Below are 16,164 nucleotides of genomic sequence, written 5' to 3'. Positions count from 1 at the left end.
GAAGGCGACTCATGGGCGGCGGCTCGGGTTCATCGGCCGGCCGCTTCGGCACCGTCCAACAGGCTGCCGACATGGGCCACGCTTGACTCGGCCAGGGCCTGCAGGTCGTAGCCGCCTTCCAACATCGACACCAGGCGGCCGGCCGCATGGCGGCGCGCCAGCGCATGAAGCTCGGTGGTGATCCAGGCAAAATCCTCGGCTTCCAGCATCAGGTCGGCCTGTGGATCACGCAGGTGGGCATCGAAACCGGCCGAGACCAGGACCAGCTGTGGGCGGAAATCGTCAATGGCCGGCAGCATCTCTTCGACCCAGACATTGCGGAAGCGCAGGCTGCCGCTACCCGGGGGCAGCAGGATGTTCAACAGGTTGCCGGCGCCACGGTCGCGGCGCAGGCCGGATTCCGGGAACAGGCCGGCCTGGTGGGTGCTGTAGTAAGCCACCCGCGGATCAAGCTGGAAGATGTCCTGGGTGCCGTTGCCGTGGTGCACGTCGAAATCGACGACTGCGATGCGTTCCAGGCCATGGCGGTCACGCGCATGGGCCGCGGCGACGGCAATGTTGTTGAGCAGGCAGAAGCCCATCGCCGTCGTGGCGGTAGCGTGGTGGCCCGGCGGGCGTACCGCGCAGAAGGCCAGCGTGTCTTCGCCGCGCATCACCGCATCCACCGCCGCTACGCCGGCCCCGGCGGCATGCAGCGCGGCAGCGGCCGAGCCGGGCGAGGTGCGCGTATCCAGGTCGATCTGGCGCAGGTCGGCGGTCTGTGGCTGCAGCACCAGATCGATCAGGCTGCTGTCATGTACCCGGGCAAGATCGCCGCGCTTGGCCGTCGGCGCTTCTCGCCAATCGAGCTGGTCGGGGAACGCGCTGCGCAGGGCGTCCAGCACCACGCGCAGTCGCTGGGGGGATTCGGGATGGTCCGCACCGGGGTCGTGCTGCAGGCAGGAAGGGTGGGTGAAAACCAGCATGGGCGAAGGGGTCCGGTGGAGTCAGGCGTGGCGACGCGCGTGCTGCCAGAGCACTTCGCCGTGGCCATCGGCACGGGCCAGTACACGAGCCATCACGAACAGCAGGTCGGAGAGCCGGTTGAGATACTGCAGCGCCTGGGGTCTGACGGTCTCGTGGCGGGACAAGGCCACGGTCTCGCGCTCGGCCCGGCGCACGATGGTGCGTGCCAGGTGGCAGCGTGCGGCCGCTTCCCCGCCGGCCGGCAGGATGAACTCTTTCAGCACCGGCAGGTCGGCGTTGAAGTGATCCAACTGCTGCTCGAGCGCGGTGACGTCGTCGTCGGTGATCGCGGCATGACCTGGGATGCAGAGCTCGCCGCCGAGGTCGAACAACTGGTGCTGCAGGCGGACCAGAAGCGACTGCACATCGGTCGGCAGCGGCACGGCCAGCAGGACGCCCAGCGCGGAATTGGCTTCGTCGACCGTGCCGAAGGCGGCAACCCGCGCAACGTCCTTGCCGACCCGGCTGCCATCGCCGAGCCCGGTGCTGCCGTCATCGCCGGTGCGGGTATAGATGCGGGACAGACGATTGCCCATCGCCGCCTCAGCCCTGCACGTCGCGCTGGGTCTGGCGCAGCTTGCCAACCTGTTCCAGCGCAAGCTGCAGGGCGGCAGCCAGGCCGACATACAGGGCGGTGGTACCCAGGTAGGGGCCGAACCAGTCAGCGTAGTTCTTCATCCAGCCGCCCAGCGTCGGCTCGGCCACGTTGCGGGTGGTCCAGTAGAAGCCGCCCTGCGCGAACAGGTGGCAGACCGCGACAGCGGCGACCACCAGCAGCATCGTCTTGGCCAGCGCCGGCCAGGTGGCGCCCTGGTAACCCCGTTCCAGCAGCATGCCGCCGGCCCATAGGGCGAAGTACGCCGGCAGCAGCATCCAGTAACCGGGCGATACGCAGTAGTGCTGCCAGAAATCCAGCCCGAGGCGGCGGATCACCAGCCAGTCCACCACCACCGCCAAGCCCATCAAAAGGGGGAAGGCCCAGCGCGTCCAGCTGCGCAGGTAAAAGCCTCCGATGAAGAAGACCGCCCACGACGCATCGGGGATGGCGGCAAAATGGTTCACCCGGGTGGCGGCCATCAGCAGCACGAGGCAGGTCAGCGCAAGAGCGCGGTGCACGGTGGGGGTCATGGCAGGGCACGCACGGAAAGGTGAACGAGGCCCATTCTAGACCGCATGGGCACCCCGGCGCTCGGGCCGGCCAGCGGCCGGCGGCACCACCCGAACGCGTATCATTGACCCATGAGCGAACGTGTTGATGTCCTGATCGTCGGCGGCGGCCTGGTGGGTGCCAGCCTGGCCATTGCCCTGCAGCGGATCGGCCGCAGTGCCTGCCTGCTGGAAGCCAGTGCGGGAGCGGCAGTGCCGGCGGTATTCGACCAGCGCAACCTGAGCTTCGCCGCCGCCACGGTCAATGCGCTGACCGCGCTGGGCGTCATGCAGAAGCTGGGCAGCGCACCGGGCCCGATCACCCGCATCCATGTCAGCCGCGCCGGGGACTTCGGCCGCGTGCAGCTGGCGGCGGCCGACTATGGCCGGCCGTGGTTCGGCCAGGTCGTGGTCGCGCGTGATTTCGGCAACGCGCTGGAGGCCCGGCTGCAGGAGCTGCCCGGGCTCGTGCGCAGGCGTCCGGCGCGTTTCCTTGGGCTGGGCGAGGTGGTCGATGGCCATCGCCAGGTGCGGGTACAGGATGACGACGGCGAACACACACTGCTGGCGCGGCTTGTCGTGGGTGCGGACGGCACCGCCAGCGGTGTCCGCGCCGCGTTGGGCATCGGCACGGAAGACCATGATTTCCAGCAGACGCTGTTTGTTGCACGCGTGCGCAGCCAGCGCGCGCCGGACGGCACGGCGTGGGAGCGGCTGACCGATACCGGCCCGACCGCGCTGTTGCCGCGCGGTGACCGCCATTTCGGCGTGGTCCATGGCGTGGCCCGCGACGATGCGGATGCGGTCATGGCACTGGACGATGCGGCCTGGCTGGCACGGCTGCAGGCGGCGGTGGGCTGGCGTGCCGGGCGTCTGCTGGAGTCCGGTCCGCGGGCGGCCTATCCGCTGCGGCAGGTCCTGTCCGCCGCGCTGGTGGGGGAACGCGCCGTGCTGCTCGGTAACGCTGCGCAGACCATCCACCCGCTCGGCGCGCAGGGCTTCAACCTGGGCCTGCGCGATGCGCTGACCCTGGCGGAGGTGCTTGAAGACGGCGGCGATGCCGGCAGTGACGCGCTGTTGCAGTCCTATGCGCAGCGTCGCGCGGAAGACCGCGCGCAGACCATTGCGTTTTCCGGCGGGCTGGCCCGTCTGACCAGCAACGACGCACCGCTGATGCGGCCATTGCGCAGCCTGGGCCTGCTGGCCACGCAGGCGACCTCGTTGCAGTCGCTGTTGGTGGGGGGGGCGATGGGCTTCCGTGGAGATGTGCCCCGGCTGTGCCGCGGGGAGGCCGCATGAGCCGCCGCCCCCGCACCGATGTGGTGATCGTCGGCGGTGGCGTCGTAGGGGCCGCCTGCGCGCTGGCGTTGGCCGACGTCGGCATGTCGGTGGCCGTGATCGAGGGGCGTGAGCCGCCCCCCTGGCAGGCGACCGAACCGGATCTGCGCGTGTTTGCCTTCGCCGCGGACAACGTGCAGTTGCTGCAGCGTCTGGGCGTATGGGAGTCGGTCATCCGTGGGCGCGCACATCCGTACCGGCGCATGCAGGTGTGGGATGCCGCTGGCGGCGACGACCTGCTGTTCGACGCGGACCGCTTTGGCCGCAGCGAACTGGGCTGGATTGTCGAGAACGGATTGCTGGTGGACCGCCTGTGGTCGGCGCTTCCTGCTGCGGGGGTGGAGGTGCATTGCCCTGCGCGCGTGGAAGGCATGGAGCAGGACGAGCAGGGCGTGCGGCTTCGGCTGCACGATGGGCGCCGGATCGAGGCGTCGCTGGCGGTGGCGGCAGATGGAGCGGAATCCACGCTGCGGCAGCTGGCCGGCATCACGGTGGACCAGCACGATTACCACCAGCGCGGTGTCGTCGCGTACGTCGACAGCGAACTGCCGAACCAAGCCACCGCATGGCAACGCTTCCAGCCGGGGGGGCCATTGGCCCTGCTACCGGTGGCGGCACACCGCAGTTCGATCGTGTGGACCTTGCCGGATGCAGACGCCGAGCGCGTGCTGCAGCTGGACGAGGCCGTGTTCAACCGCGAGCTGACGCGTGCCTTCGGCGGGCGCCTGGGTAAGCTGAGGCTGGTGTCAGCGCGCGCTGCATTCCCGCTGCGTCGCCAGCTTGCCCGTCACTACGTGGCGGGTCGCGTGGTGGCACTGGGCGACGCCGCGCACGTCGTGCATCCACTGGCCGGGCAAGGCGTCAACCTGGGGCTGCGGGACGTCGCCGCCCTGCAGCGATGGCTTGCGCCCTCGGTGCAGCGTCGGGGGCAGCCGCAGCTGTCGCCGCAACGGCTGCAGCGCTGGGCGCGTGAGCGTCGCAGCGACAATACGGTGGCGGCTTACAGCTTCGATGGCATCAACCGCATGTTTTCCAACGATGAGCTGCACCTGACCCTGGCGCGTGGCCGCGTGCTGGGCTGCACGGGCAAGCTGTCGCCGCTGTTGCAGCTGTTCTGGAAGCGCGCCGCGGGTGTGTGAGGGTGGGGCGTCAGGGATGGTCTGATCAGATCACCCGCACCGCTGGATTCGTCAGTCGAGCGGGGGCGTGCGGCGGCATTGCGGGAATACCTCGTGGATGCGCCGTTTTTGACTGCGCAGGCATCACGTCTGCGGAGAATGGCGGACATCATCACCCCCCCGTACTGCTCATGCCCCACCTTGATAGGGTCGCGTACCGTGTTGGCCTACCTGCTGCTGACCCGCCCACGTTCCAGTCCCGATGGCGAACCCGGGAAAACATCGCATTCACCGAGGCGTTGCGTGGAATGGAGAATACGTGCAGCCGTATCGACGCGCTCGTTTCAGAAGAATGTGAAAAGCGTTTGAAGCCCGCGCTGACGCTGCTGGATGACGATCTCAAGAACGGTGGGACAGATCGGCCTGCCAATCAGGTGTTACGTATCAAGCCCGACGGGCGCGTCGTACCGCTGCAGTCCAGCAGCTGCTTCAAGCGACTGACTGGAATTGGCACCGCGTCCAGAAAGGCCGAAGCGATGGCGCTGATGGCGCGTCACGGGGCCGATAGGTCGCCCGTCACGCGTCAGGTGCTGGGCCAGCGGCGTTCCAATATCCTGGCGAAAATGTGGAAAGTGCGGAACGAGAAAGCAGTCGAGTCCAAGGAGCAGCTGCGGAACGATCTGCTGGGCGCGATGAAGGCGACAAAGTGTAACTGGATGCAGGAGGCCGACATGCAGCAGTTTGCAGATCGTGCCCTCAACCGGCTGTACCACCCGCATTTCGCTGTATCTGATGGGCTGGGGGTGGAGCAGGACTATCTGACCGACCAGTGTGCCCAACCTAACGCCGCAGTTGTCGAGCCGCCGCTGTTGCCACGGCCCGGTGCGCCGTCCCATGCTACGACGGCCACCCCCTGAGCTCGGCTACAGAAGACGAGATCTGAGGGCAAGGTGAGTTCCAGATAGCAATCCGCTGCCAGCGCGACTGACTTCTGCAAGCGGGTAGCGGCGCAATCGGGGACGATTCACGGCTCCCTCGGCCCACTTTCCATGACAACTACATCAAGCAGCCCCTTCATTGCTTTGCAGGCCCAGCGAACCCAGCATGCAACGCAGCTGAGCGAACGTACGAAGACTTGCGAGGCCTTCTCGACGGGGCTTTCGAAAACGCTGAACAGTCTGCGTAACCAATGCGTGGAGTTGGACAAGAGCATTGCGGCCGAACTTGAAAAAGCGGGCCTCGTCGAGCAAGAGGCAGCGTTGAGAAAAGATCTCAAGCAGACGCGCTCATTGAAGAGCGGCCAAGCGCTACGGCTGAAGGAACATGCGCGGATCGTGCCGATGCAAAGTCGCAGCTTCATCAAGCAGTTGTTGGGTATCGGCCAAGCCAAGCGCGACGCGCAGGCGGCTGCGCTTGGGGAGCGCCATGGTTTACCCGCTCACGCCGTTACCCGCAAGCTCTTGAAAGACACTCTTTCTGGCATCCAGGCAAAGAAGGACGCGATAAGAGACGACGTCCTGCAGTCGCATTCCGACGAACTGCATGCCACGTTCCTTACAGCAGCCAAGCTCGCCACATTGGAAATCAGGGATCTGGATAGCCTGCACACATATGCCACGCGCGCCGTTGGCCGCCTGCAGCTACAGTCGACCTTTGTTGATTCGTTCAAGTGTGAGCGAGACGATCTGCATGCCACCCAGAGAAAGGCCAGCGACCAATGGCTCAGGCCACTACAGGAACGCCAGCAGACTCTTGACGTTCAGCTGCGCACGCTGGCCCAGCAGGAAAAACGGGCCGCGCGGAGCGCCCTGCTGGCGTCAGCCGGTGTGAACGACGTAGGCGCGACGCATCAGTTGCAGCAGAAGCTGAAAGAACTGCAGGATAAGTGCGAGTTCAATGCTGTTTACCATACCAATGCAGGGTGCAACGCGATCCAGGAGCTGGTTGAAGGACGCCGGGTTACTGTATCTCCATCGGCGATCATTGACGAAATTCAACGCATGCATGGGGATGACACCTTCGGACGCGGTGCAGCGAAGGGTAAAGCCGCACTGAAGGCAGGAGCCGCTCAGCTTACCGAATCCGTGGTAAACCAGATCAACGACACCTGCCATGCGCTCGCCCTGGCCGAGTTCCGGGACGGAACGCGCGATATCGTCACGACCTACCGACAGGCCCCACTCAGTGAGAGCAGGGTGGCTGACCTGCGGGATATGGCCGGCACGAACGGGTTGCTTCGGCCTACCCGTTTTCTTTCCACGTCCGATAACAAAAAAGAAATCCTTGCCTATCCTGTTGACCGTGATGAGCGCCTGCACTGCGTGCGGGTCACCATCGTTGGCTTCAGTGCCATGAAGACGGGCAGTCCGTGGCAGGTGTCGGGGGAGGGGCAGGTGCGTCTGTACTCGACCCACAGCTGCTTCCGTGTTGAGTCTGTCCGCAAGGAAGCTGAGGGAATCTGGCAGGTCAAGCTGCGGGAGCAGCCGGTGAATGCAGACCATCGCCTCGCTAGCCTGCTGCGCCTCTGACGCCACACGGGCGCGCGGAGCGTCAGTCCAGCAGCCAACCGGCCAGATCGTCCCGGTCCAGCTTCCCGCGCCGATGCCTGTCGAGGGAGATGAACTCATCGACCAATGAAGGATTGGCCTGTGCCTCTTCGCGGCTGATGAAGCCGTCGCCATCCACATCCAGCTGTGCGAAATGGATGCGGTACTGGCCGGCTGCACTGGACGGTGCCACCGAGCGTACCGTCACCGGCGTTTCGCCGAGCGGAACCGCGATGTCCACGCTGCCGGTCACGCGTCCGGCGGCGAGCGGCTGCGCGCGTACCACGCCGCTGTCATCGCGCAACGGGTGGCTTTCGGCCGGAGGCGGGCGGTTGGATTGAGCAAGCGCGGGATGGGCAGTCAGCAGGGAAAGCAGAATGAGAGTGCGGGAGTTCATGGAGGTCTTCTCTGCGGCGGAAGCGACGCGCGCGGCGATTGTGCAAGCGGCCGATGCGCGTGCTTGGCATAGTGGCATGACTCTCCCTTTCCAAGGTGCACTCCCGCATGCGCACCAGCAGCGTGCATCTGCAGACGTTTTGACCGGTCAGCTACATGAAAAAGAGCTGGCCGAAGCGGTTATCGCCGCCCCCGCAACGAAGCGAGCGGCTGAGGCAAGGAGCATCGATGCACATCGGGCAGTGGACCTGAGCCCTGCAGTCGCTGTGCTGCACGACCTCTATCAACCCTGCTTGAAGTAAACATTGTCTACCCCAACCAGACCTTGATGAAATGAAGATCGCCTCGTCCATCGCCTTTCCCACTGGCTTGCGGAAGCGAAGCCGTTCAGTGCCTGCGCAGCGCCCGCGCGAGGAAAATCAATGCACCCGGTTCATCGATGCGCTTTTGTCGTGTGTCGGCCTGCGCCCGAGATCGCCGCCCGTGCCGGAATCGACCGCCCTGGTCGGCGGCCTGCGCGACGTACTGCGACAGGTAAAAGACGCTCGGCAACGTGAGATATGGCCATCGATCGCGGCAGAACAGGCATGTAGGCGAATCGAGGGCTGGCTGGTCGATGACGCGCGATGCGATTGCACGAGGTCGGATCTGAGATCGAGCCTCAATGTCATCGAGAATGCATACGCCGCGCAGGAACATGAGCTGAGCCAAGCCTGGCGCAACAGCTGGCTGTCGGGTACGGAAGAGTACAGCGGGTCGGACGAGCTCCTGGTCGATGTCCGCAGTGAAGCTGCGCGCATGGTGATCCGGTCCTTGGTCGCAGTGCGCAGTGAAATCCTCAACGCGCAGCGGATGGCGCCGTACCTTTCTTGACCCGGATACTTGCCAACCTCGATCCTTGGCACGAAGCGCCGAGCATGGCTCGGCGCTACCGGGAGTGCCGGGAGTGCCGGCAAGAGCGGAGGGATCAGCGCAGTGGCGAGGCCAGCACGGTGATCTCTTCGCGGTCGTGATAGAGCTGCTTGGCGCGCACGACCAGTGACTTGCCCGCTTGTTGTTCGAACAGGTCCAGGCACAGCCGGGTTTCGTCCCAGCGCTTCTTCATCGGCAGCTTGAGGTTGAAGATCGCATGCTTGCACCAGCCTTCGCGGAACCAGGTGGCCATGCGCTCGGCCACGCGCCGCGGCTGTTCGACCATGTCGCAGACCATCCAGTCCAGCGACTGTTCGGGCTGCCAATGGAAACCGTCGGCACGCAGGTGCTCGACCAGGCCGGTATCCAGTACATGCTGGCGCAGTGGCCCGTTGTCGATGCTCAGCACCTTCAGGTGTTGGCGGGTGAGCACCCACGTCCAGCCGCCCGGCGCGGCGCCCAGGTCGGCGGCACGCATGCCTGGCTTCATCAGCGCCTCGCGTTCTTCGGGCGTCAGGAGGGTGAGCAGGGCTTCTTCCAGCTTCAGCGCAGAACGCGACGGCGCGTCGGGCAGCAGCTTCAGGCGGGGAATGCCCAGCGCCCACGGTGCGCTGTCGGCGGGTGACGCCGTGCACACGAAGGCATGGGTGCCATCGACGAAGACCACGTGCAGGCGTGGCAGTTTCTCGTTGGGTTTGTCGGTCAGCTTGCCGGCCTTGCGCAGGGCGGGGCGCAGCGCGTTGGCGAACGCGCGCGACAGGCCCGACAGCGGCTTGCCCGCATCCGAATCCGGATGCTCCACCCACAGGTCGCCAAAGCGAGGTGCATCGCCCAGCACCGCCAGCATCGGCGTGATGCGGTCGGCTGCATCCAACTGCGGCAGCTCGGCCAAAACGACCAGCTTCTGCCGCGCGAAAATCAACTCGCGCCAGGACAGCATCCGACTGAGTGCGGCGGCTTCGTCGCACATGAAAAGGACATAGCCATCATTGCGCTGGGTACGGGCATAACCGGCGAAGCCGAATTCCCCTGCGCGTGCGGACAGTTCGGCCGCCAGCTCGGGCTCGAAGCCCTGCCGGCACAGGCACAGCAGGCCGACGCCTGGTGCGGTATTGCCTGCTTCAGTAGCGTGCGCCATCGGCTTCTCCGTAAGCGCGCAGCACGTCGCGCGCGTCGTCGCGGTTGAGGCCCTGCACCACCTCGATACCGCGCTTGTTGAGTTCGCCCACCCAGTCGGCCGGCAGCGGGCCTTCGTCGAAGGGCGTCAGTTCTTCCACGTCGGCCGCGCTGGCGCCGATCAGCAGGCGATCGATGCCGGCCCACACCGTAGCGCCGTAACACTGGCAGCAGGGTTGCGAGGACGTAGCGAGCATGATCGGCGACAGCACATCGTTCAGGCGCGGCGTCTGCAGGCGCTGCTGGGCCAGCATGTAGGCCATGTTTTCGGCGTGCGCCAGCGACGTGTTGTGCGGCATCACGCGGTTCACCCCGGCGGCGATCACCTTGTCATCCGGGCCAAACACCACCGCACCGAAGGGGCCGCCGCTGGCATGATCGACATTCAACCGGGACAGTGTGATGGCCAGTGCGACCTTGGCTTCGTCGCCCGGATAGCGCTGATCCAGGTCGATCTGGTCATGGATCCAGGCGGGAAGGGTCAGGTGGACTTGCGCATACAGCATCGCGGGGTGCCTCTCATCGGGTTACGGGGGTGGAACACAACAACAGCCGCGCGCAGTGTAGCCCGCGTCCGATGAAGCGGGCGGGCAGGGGCGGCGGCAAGGGCGCGCGGTGGTGGCCGCGCGCACGGACGTCGGTGGTGTCAGGCCGACCAGGTGTCGCGCAGGGTCACGCTGCGGTTGAACACCGGCTTGGCCGCTGTGTGGTCACGCCGGTCAGCGACGAAGTAGCCGGTGCGCTCGAACTGGAACGACTGTTCCGGCGTGGCGCTGGCAGCGGCGGGTTCGACATAGCCGGTGACGGTGCGACGCGATTCGGGGTTCAGGTAGTCACGGTACGTCTTGCCCTCCGACTCGTCATCGGGGTTGGCTACCGAGAACAACCGATCGTACAGGCGGACTTCGGCCGCCACCGCATGCGCTGCGCTGACCCAGTGGATGGTGCCCTTGACCTTGCGATTGGCGCCTTCCATGCCGGGGCGCGACTCCGGATCCAGCCAGCCGCGCAGCTCGGTGATGGTGCCGTCGGCGTCCTTGATCACTTCATCGCAGCGGATGATGCCAGCGCCGCGCAGGCGCACTTCGCCACCCGGCAGCAGGCGCTTGAAGCCCTTCGGCGGCACTTCGGCGAAGTCGTCGCGCTCGATCCACAGCTCACGGGCAAACGGCACCTCGCGGCTGCCGAAGGACTCATCCTTCGGGTGGTTGCTGAAGGTCAGCGTCTCTTCGTGCCCGTCGGGCAGGTTGGTCAACACCAGCTTGATCGGATCGATCACCGCCATGCGGCGAGCGGCCGCGCTGTCCAGGTCCTCGCGCAGGGCACCTTCCAGCACGCTGAAATCGATCAGCGAGTTCTGCTTGCTGATGCCCACGCGCTCGGCGAACAGGCGCATCGCCGCCGGGGTATAGCCACGGCGACGCAGGCCCTGCAGGGTCGGCATGCGCGGATCGTCCCAGCCATCCACCAGCTGCTCGGTGACCAGCGCCATCAGCTTGCGCTTGCTCATCACGGTGTAGTTGATGTTGAGGCGGGAGAACTCGATCTGACGGGGCTTGGCGGCTTCGCGTGGCAGCCCGGCCGCAGCCAGCGGGGCGGTCAGCGCATCGTCATGGGCGAAGTCCACATGATCCACGCACCAGTCGTACAGCGGGCGGTGGTCTTCGAATTCCAGCGTGCACAGCGAATGGGTGATGCCTTCCAGCGAATCGCCCAGCGCATGTGCGAAGTCGTACATGGGGTAGATCGGCCAGGCATTGCCGGTGTTCTGGTGTTCGACGTGCTTGATGCGGTACAGGGCCGGATCGCGCAGGTTGATGTTGCCACTGGCCATGTCGATCTTCGCGCGCACGGTGCGGGCCCCATCCGGGAACTCGCCGGCGCGCATGCGGGCAAACAGATCCAGGTTTTCTTCCACGCTACGATCCCGGAAAGGCGACGGGCGGCCCGGCTCGGTCAGGGTGCCGCGGTAGGCGCGCACTTCCTCGGCCGACAGGTCGCAGACATAGGCCTTGCCGTCGCGGATCAGCTTCTGCGCCGCCAGGTAGTAGGCCTCGAAGTAGTCCGAGGCGTGGCGCAGCTCGTTCCACTCGAATCCAAGCCAGCGCACGTCGTCCTGGATCGCGGCCACGTACTCCGGGTCTTCCTTGGCCGGGTTGGTGTCGTCGAAACGCAGGTTGCACACACCGCCGAACTCGCCGGCGATGCCGAAGTTCAGGCAGATCGACTTGGCATGGCCGATGTGCAGGTAGCCATTGGGTTCCGGCGGGAAGCGGGTCTTGATTGCCTGGTGCTTGCCGCTGGCCAGGTCCTCGCGCACGATCTGGCGGATGAAATCGCGCTTCTCGGTGCCGTCGGTGGGGGTTTCGGGGCTGGCAGGGGTGTGCTCGGACATGATGCGGCAATCAAGGGCAGAAAGACCGCCAGTCTAGCGTGTCAGCGCTCCAGCTGCCCGCGGGGTGTCCGTCCTGGGGCTGCTGGACAGGACCACAGGCCCGTTCATGCCGCAAGCGTATGCTCGATGACAGTCATCCAAGGATATGTCCATGCACATCGTGTACAAGGCCGACAACCTGTTTGATGCCCACCTGGCCAAGCATGCGCTGGAGGACGCCGGTATCCCCGCGTTCGTCTTCGGCGAGTCGTTGTTGGGCGGCATGGGCGAGCTGCCGTTGTTCGGCGTGCTGCGCGTCGCCATCCCCGACGCCGCCCGTGCGGAGGCAGAAGCCGTGATGGCCGGGCTGGACTTGGGCCACGGCCCGGACGACCCCACTTCAGACACAGACGATCTTGCCGGGCAGCCGGCCTAGGAGCACAGCATGTTGGGACTTGGCAACGGGATTCTCGGTATCGGCGCCTTCAAGCAGCGTCTGCCGCGTGCGGAAGAGGCGCTGCCCGGGCGCGATCAGCCCTTGGCGCTGCAGAACAACCAGCACTTCGTGAACAGTCATCCGCTGAAGGATCGCTTCGCGGGATACGAGCGGATCCGCTTTGCCATGGGCTGCTTCTGGGGTGCCGAGCGGAAGTTCTGGACCCTGCCCGGGGTGTACAGCACCTCGGTGGGCTACGCCGGCGGGGTGACGCCGAACCCTACCTATGAGGAGGTCTGTTCGGGTCTGACCGGCCATACCGAGATCGTCGAGGTGGTGTACGACCCGAAACTGATCACCGTGGAGCAGCTGCTGCAGGTGTTCTGGGAAAGCCACGACCCCACCCAGGGCATGCGTCAGGGCAACGACACCGGCACCCAGTACCGGTCGGCCATCCACTGCCTGACCGAGGGCGAGTACGCGGCGGCGCTGGCCAGCGAAGAGGTCTATGGCGTGCATCTGCAGGAGGCCGGCTACGGCCCCATCACCACCGAGATCGTGTATCCGGCACCGGAGTACTACTACGCCGAGGACTACCACCAGCAGTACCTGGCGAAGAACCCGAACGGCTACTGCGGCATCGGCGGTACCGGGGTGAGCTGCCCGATCGGTACCGGCATCGCGGCACCCTGACGCTTTTCAAGCCAGGGCAGCGTCAACGGCTGCAGGGCTGTGGCGTCGGCGGGTCCAGGGCGGTGCCCTGGTAGCGCCGACCCATGGTCGGCGAGCGCAGCGGGCCGTCGGCGGAAACATTTCGCCGAGCACGGCTCGACGCTACCGATGGCAGTAACCCGTCGGGTGGAGGGAGCCCCTGAGTCAGGGGCGGCCGCGAAGCGGCGGGGTGTGGGTGCTGGTGAGACGGGGCCCACGGTTTGCGCAGCAAAGCGTGGGAGCGGCAGCGCGAATGCGATGACGTGTACCCGCGCCATGGATGGCGCGAAACGAGGCACGCATGGATGCAGTTCTTGCCGTCCCCCGACCAGCCCCACCGCCCGGCCTCAAGCAAGCAGTCTGCTGTCAGAGCCCACCGCGAGGGGGGCTTGCCCGTTCGACCAGCCCGACACAATTACAGCTCCGCGCGGATCCGCGCCCGCAGGCTTTCCAGATCCTTGGCGAACGCGTCGATGCCGGTGGCAAGCTTCTCGGTTGCCATCGGGTCGGCGGCCAGATCAGCGGCAAAGCGCGCGCTGTCGATCGGCGTGGAGGTCACCGATTCGGTCGCACCAGCGACCAGCTTGCGCTCCAGCGCACCCTGGTCAGCATCCAGCTTTTCCAACAGGTCCGGCGAGATCGTGAGGCGATCGCAGCCCGCCAGTGCTTCGATCTGCGCGGTCGAGCGGAACGAGGCGCCCATCACCACGGTCGACGAGCCACGGCGCTTGAACTCGGCATACACGCCGCGTACGAACACCACGCCCGGGTCTTCGTCGATGGTGGCCGGTGCCTGCCCATTGGCCACGTACCAGTCCAGGATGCGGCCGACGAAGGGCGAAATCAGGAACGCGCCCGCTTCGCTGCAGGCCAGCGCCTGGGTCGGGTTGAAGATCAGGGTCAGGTTGCAGTCGATGCCTTCGGCCTGCAGCACGCGGGCGGCTTCGATGCCTTCCCAGGTGGCGGCGATCTTGATCAGGATCTTCTCGCGCGGCACGCCGGCGTCTGCGTACATCTGCACGAACCGACGCGCCTTGGCGATGGTCGCCTCGGTGTCATGCGACTTGTCGGCGTCCACTTCGGTGGACACGCGGCCGGGCACCAGAGTGCTCAACAGCGTACCCACGCCCACCGTCAGCCGATCAGCGACGGCGTCGACGACCGCATCGCGTTCGCCGCTCTGCTGCCGACCCCAGTTGAGCGCATCTTCGATCAACGTCGCATAGACCGGCAGGTCCAGCGCCTTCTTCACCAGGGTGGGATTGGTCGTGCAATCCACTGGCCGCAGCTTCTTGATGGCCTCGTAGTCGCCGGTGTCGGCCACCACCACAGACAGTTCGCGCAGCTGGGAAAGTTTGGACGGGGGGGTGCTCATTGCAGCTCCATCGTTGCGGGCGCGCGTGGGGCGCGGCCAAAGGGTCTGGGATTCTTCAGGGCTTGTCGTTGTGGACAGCGGTGACACGCAGCTTCAACTTGCGACCACCGGGGGCATCCCACTCGATGCGCTGGCCGATCGCCAGTCCCAGCAGCGCCGTGCCAACGGGCGCCAGCACGGAGACCTTGTGCTCATCGACATTGGCTTCGCGGGGGTACACCAGGGTCAGTACGTGGGTATCGCCGGAGGTTTCATCTTCGCACTCTACCCGCGAATGCATCATGACGATGCCTTCCGGCATTTCCGCCGTCGGCAGCACGTTGGCGCGGGTGAGCTCTTCTGAAAGCGCTGCGGCAGTGGGCAGTGCACTCGCCGCAGGCGAGTCCAGCAAGGCCTCCAGCCGGGCAAGATCGTGGGAAGAAACGGTGATGGATGGCGGCAGGCCGCTGGCGGTGGTCATGCAGTACTCCTGGAAAGGGACCATACAAAAGGCGGCACCGGATGGCGCCGCCTCGTTCTATTGTGGGGACAAACGGGGCGGGAATCGACCCGTTGACCGCTTCCAGGGATTTCGCTGTTCCGCTGCGGCTCAGACCAGCCGCGCGGGCGCGGTGCGATCGACGCCGCGTGGTGGAGGCGGCGCCCCGTCCTCCAGCGCGAACAGCGATGCGGGCAGGTGTTTGAACTGATCCGCCAACTGCAGCAGGAACCCACTCATCGCCGAGCTGCGCCGCCATGCCATGGCAATGCGGCGGCTGGGCGGATTGTCACCGATCAGGTCCAGCAGGCGGATGTTGTCTGATCGCGGTACCGGTGGCTTGACCGACAGCGTCGGCAGCAGTGTGATGCCCACATCCGCGGCGACCATCTGCCGCAGCGTCTCCAGGCTGGTGGCGCGGAACTCCGATTTTTCGTTTGCGCCGAACAGCCGGCAGACTTCCAGTGCCTGATCGCGCAGGCAGTGCCCGTCTTCAAGCAGCAGCAGGCGCTGGGCCGACAGTTCCTGCACGTCCAGCCGCTTGCGCCCCGCCAGTGGATGCTGGGCGGACACCGCCAGCAGGAACGGTTCTTCGAACAGGAACTCGGTATGCAACTGATCGTCCAGCACCGGCAACGCCAGCAGTGCTGCATCCAGTTTGCCTTCGCGCAGTCGGGCCAGCAGGACATCGCTTTTTTCTTCCACCAGCAACAGCTCAAGCTGTGGGAAGCGCTCGCGGATGCGAGGGATGACATGCGGCAGCAGGTACGGACCGAGCGTAGGGAAGATGCCCAGCCGCACTGCACCGGCTTCCGGGTCGCGGCTGCGGCGCGCGGCCTCCTTCATCTGCTCTACTTCGGCCACGATCACGCGTGCGCGCGCTGCCGCGTCGTGGCCGGCGGGTGTCAGCATCACTTTGCGGGGAGCGCGCTCCACCAGCGACACCCCGAGCTCGTCTTCCAGCTTGCGTATCTGGGTGGACAGCGTGGGCTGGCTGACGAAGCAGGCCGCCGCGGCCTTGCCGAAGTGACGATGCTCCGCCAGCGCCACCAGGTATTTCAGATCACGTAGGTTCATCCTGAGACCTCATTGGATAGATACCGGGTGATGGCGTGGTTGACCCAGTGGACACGTACGGTCCCGGTGGTCCGGG

At 65.9% G+C, this 16,164-nt stretch carries 17 protein-coding genes; 7 read left to right on the top strand and 10 right to left on the bottom strand.

The window, feature by feature from the left end; translation table 11 throughout:
- Positions 1-29: 29 nt before the first annotated feature.
- The 3 genes from ABRP17_RS05675 to ABRP17_RS05665 are packed head-to-tail and all read right to left on the bottom strand — an operon-like array spanning position 30 to position 2,133.
- Entirely contained in the window at positions 30-965 is a 936-nt protein-coding gene (locus tag ABRP17_RS05675) for a histone deacetylase family protein (RefSeq protein WP_349986132.1), read from the bottom strand.
- Positions 966-986: 21 nt separating this feature from the next.
- Positions 987-1,541, bottom strand: coding sequence for a cob(I)yrinic acid a,c-diamide adenosyltransferase (locus ABRP17_RS05670; RefSeq protein WP_349986131.1), 555 nt, complete (start codon positions 1,539-1,541; stop codon positions 987-989).
- A 7-nt stretch (positions 1,542-1,548) separates the two neighbouring features.
- Positions 1,549-2,133, bottom strand: a complete 585-nt coding sequence (locus ABRP17_RS05665) for a hypothetical protein (protein WP_188325023.1) — start codon at positions 2,131-2,133, stop codon at positions 1,549-1,551.
- Between the two features lie 111 nt (positions 2,134-2,244).
- Between ABRP17_RS05665 and ubiH the strand changes: the two genes are divergently transcribed.
- The 4 genes from ubiH (at position 2,245) to ABRP17_RS05645 (ending at position 7,135) form a co-directional block, all read left to right on the top strand.
- Positions 2,245-3,450, top strand: a complete 1,206-nt coding sequence (ubiH, locus tag ABRP17_RS05660; protein ID WP_349986130.1) for a 2-octaprenyl-6-methoxyphenyl hydroxylase — start codon at positions 2,245-2,247, stop codon at positions 3,448-3,450.
- Entirely contained in the window at positions 3,447-4,628 is a 1,182-nt protein-coding gene (locus ABRP17_RS05655; protein WP_349986129.1) for a UbiH/UbiF family hydroxylase, read from the top strand. Before ubiH ends, ABRP17_RS05655 begins: the two co-directional genes overlap by 4 nt.
- A gap of 287 nt (positions 4,629-4,915) precedes the next feature.
- Positions 4,916-5,524, top strand: coding sequence for a hypothetical protein (locus tag ABRP17_RS05650; RefSeq protein WP_349986128.1), 609 nt, complete (start codon positions 4,916-4,918; stop codon positions 5,522-5,524).
- A gap of 132 nt (positions 5,525-5,656) precedes the next feature.
- Complete coding sequence (locus ABRP17_RS05645; protein WP_349986127.1) at positions 5,657-7,135, top strand: hypothetical protein; 1,479 nt, start codon at positions 5,657-5,659, stop codon at positions 7,133-7,135.
- 22 nt (positions 7,136-7,157) lie between these two features.
- Here the strand turns inward: ABRP17_RS05645 and ABRP17_RS05640 are convergent, their stop codons facing one another.
- The gene (locus tag ABRP17_RS05640) at positions 7,158-7,550 is read right to left on the bottom strand and encodes an EF-hand domain-containing protein (protein WP_349986126.1); all 393 of its coding nucleotides are present in this window, start codon (positions 7,548-7,550) and stop codon (positions 7,158-7,160) included.
- Between the two features lie 332 nt (positions 7,551-7,882).
- Between ABRP17_RS05640 and ABRP17_RS05635 the strand changes: the two genes are divergently transcribed.
- Complete coding sequence (locus ABRP17_RS05635; protein WP_349986124.1) at positions 7,883-8,422, top strand: hypothetical protein; 540 nt, start codon at positions 7,883-7,885, stop codon at positions 8,420-8,422.
- A gap of 94 nt (positions 8,423-8,516) precedes the next feature.
- Here the strand turns inward: ABRP17_RS05635 and rlmM are convergent, their stop codons facing one another.
- The 3 genes from rlmM to ABRP17_RS05620 form a co-directional block, all read right to left on the bottom strand.
- Complete coding sequence (gene rlmM / locus ABRP17_RS05630; protein WP_188325018.1) at positions 8,517-9,599, bottom strand: 23S rRNA (cytidine(2498)-2'-O)-methyltransferase RlmM; 1,083 nt, start codon at positions 9,597-9,599, stop codon at positions 8,517-8,519.
- Complete coding sequence (locus ABRP17_RS05625) at positions 9,583-10,143, bottom strand: nucleoside deaminase (RefSeq protein ID WP_188325017.1); 561 nt, start codon at positions 10,141-10,143, stop codon at positions 9,583-9,585. The genes rlmM and ABRP17_RS05625 overlap by 17 nt, the downstream gene beginning before the upstream one ends.
- Positions 10,144-10,283: 140 nt before the next feature.
- A complete protein-coding gene (locus ABRP17_RS05620; protein WP_349986123.1) occupies positions 10,284-12,032 on the bottom strand; it encodes a glutamine--tRNA ligase/YqeY domain fusion protein in 1,749 nt (582 codons plus the stop codon).
- A 151-nt stretch (positions 12,033-12,183) separates the two neighbouring features.
- Between ABRP17_RS05620 and ABRP17_RS05615 the strand changes: the two genes are divergently transcribed.
- The gene (locus ABRP17_RS05615) at positions 12,184-12,447 is read left to right on the top strand and encodes a DUF2007 domain-containing protein (protein ID WP_349986122.1); all 264 of its coding nucleotides are present in this window, start codon (positions 12,184-12,186) and stop codon (positions 12,445-12,447) included.
- 9 nt (positions 12,448-12,456) lie between these two features.
- Positions 12,457-13,140, top strand: a complete 684-nt coding sequence (gene msrA / locus ABRP17_RS05610; RefSeq protein WP_349986120.1) for a peptide-methionine (S)-S-oxide reductase MsrA — start codon at positions 12,457-12,459, stop codon at positions 13,138-13,140.
- Between the two features lie 433 nt (positions 13,141-13,573).
- On the opposite strand, the gene ABRP17_RS05605 is transcribed toward msrA, so the two are convergent.
- From ABRP17_RS05605 to ABRP17_RS05595, 3 genes are all read right to left on the bottom strand, one after another.
- The gene (locus ABRP17_RS05605) at positions 13,574-14,533 is read right to left on the bottom strand and encodes a transaldolase (RefSeq protein WP_349986118.1); all 960 of its coding nucleotides are present in this window, start codon (positions 14,531-14,533) and stop codon (positions 13,574-13,576) included.
- A gap of 55 nt (positions 14,534-14,588) precedes the next feature.
- Positions 14,589-14,993 (bottom strand): nucleoside diphosphate kinase regulator, encoded by a 405-nt coding sequence (rnk, locus tag ABRP17_RS05600; RefSeq protein ID WP_188325012.1) that lies wholly within the window; start codon positions 14,991-14,993, stop codon positions 14,589-14,591.
- Positions 14,994-15,122: 129 nt separating this feature from the next.
- Entirely contained in the window at positions 15,123-16,088 is a 966-nt protein-coding gene (locus ABRP17_RS05595) for a LysR substrate-binding domain-containing protein (RefSeq protein ID WP_192094191.1), read from the bottom strand.
- Positions 16,089-16,164: the final 76 nt, after the last annotated feature.

Source organism: Stenotrophomonas sp. WHRI 8082 (genome assembly GCF_040223995.2).
Taxonomy (GTDB): Bacteria; Pseudomonadota; Gammaproteobacteria; order Xanthomonadales; family Xanthomonadaceae; genus Stenotrophomonas.
Note: the sequence above shows the minus strand (reverse complement) of the source record. Positions and strands in the feature narration are given on the sequence as shown.

Bases quoted from the DNA above. Each gene is read 5' to 3' on its own strand.
- ABRP17_RS05595 (WP_192094191.1), bottom strand. From the start codon at position 16,088: ATGAACCTACGTGATCTGAAATACCTGGTGGCGCTGGCGGAGCATCGT.
- ABRP17_RS05605 (WP_349986118.1), bottom strand. From the start codon at position 14,533: ATGAGCACCCCCCCGTCCAAACTTTCCCAGCTGCGCGAACTGTCTGTG.
- ABRP17_RS05615 (WP_349986122.1), top strand. From the start codon at position 12,184: ATGCACATCGTGTACAAGGCCGACAACCTGTTTGATGCCCACCTGGCC.
- ABRP17_RS05655 (WP_349986129.1), top strand. From the start codon at position 3,447: ATGAGCCGCCGCCCCCGCACCGATGTGGTGATCGTCGGCGGTGGCGTC.
- ABRP17_RS05670 (WP_349986131.1), bottom strand. From the start codon at position 1,541: ATGGGCAATCGTCTGTCCCGCATCTATACCCGCACCGGCGATGACGGC.
- ABRP17_RS05645 (WP_349986127.1), top strand. From the start codon at position 5,657: ATGACAACTACATCAAGCAGCCCCTTCATTGCTTTGCAGGCCCAGCGA.
- ABRP17_RS05625 (WP_188325017.1), bottom strand. From the start codon at position 10,143: ATGCTGTATGCGCAAGTCCACCTGACCCTTCCCGCCTGGATCCATGAC.
- ABRP17_RS05665 (WP_188325023.1), bottom strand. From the start codon at position 2,133: ATGACCCCCACCGTGCACCGCGCTCTTGCGCTGACCTGCCTCGTGCTG.
- ABRP17_RS05635 (WP_349986124.1), top strand. From the start codon at position 7,883: ATGAAGATCGCCTCGTCCATCGCCTTTCCCACTGGCTTGCGGAAGCGA.
- ABRP17_RS05640 (WP_349986126.1), bottom strand. From the start codon at position 7,550: ATGAACTCCCGCACTCTCATTCTGCTTTCCCTGCTGACTGCCCATCCC.
- ABRP17_RS05650 (WP_349986128.1), top strand. From the start codon at position 4,916: ATGGAGAATACGTGCAGCCGTATCGACGCGCTCGTTTCAGAAGAATGT.
- rlmM (WP_188325018.1), bottom strand. From the start codon at position 9,599: ATGGCGCACGCTACTGAAGCAGGCAATACCGCACCAGGCGTCGGCCTG.
- ABRP17_RS05620 (WP_349986123.1), bottom strand. From the start codon at position 12,032: ATGTCCGAGCACACCCCTGCCAGCCCCGAAACCCCCACCGACGGCACC.
- ubiH (WP_349986130.1), top strand. From the start codon at position 2,245: ATGAGCGAACGTGTTGATGTCCTGATCGTCGGCGGCGGCCTGGTGGGT.
- rnk (WP_188325012.1), bottom strand. From the start codon at position 14,993: ATGACCACCGCCAGCGGCCTGCCGCCATCCATCACCGTTTCTTCCCAC.
- msrA (WP_349986120.1), top strand. From the start codon at position 12,457: ATGTTGGGACTTGGCAACGGGATTCTCGGTATCGGCGCCTTCAAGCAG.
- ABRP17_RS05675 (WP_349986132.1), bottom strand. From the start codon at position 965: ATGCTGGTTTTCACCCACCCTTCCTGCCTGCAGCACGACCCCGGTGCG.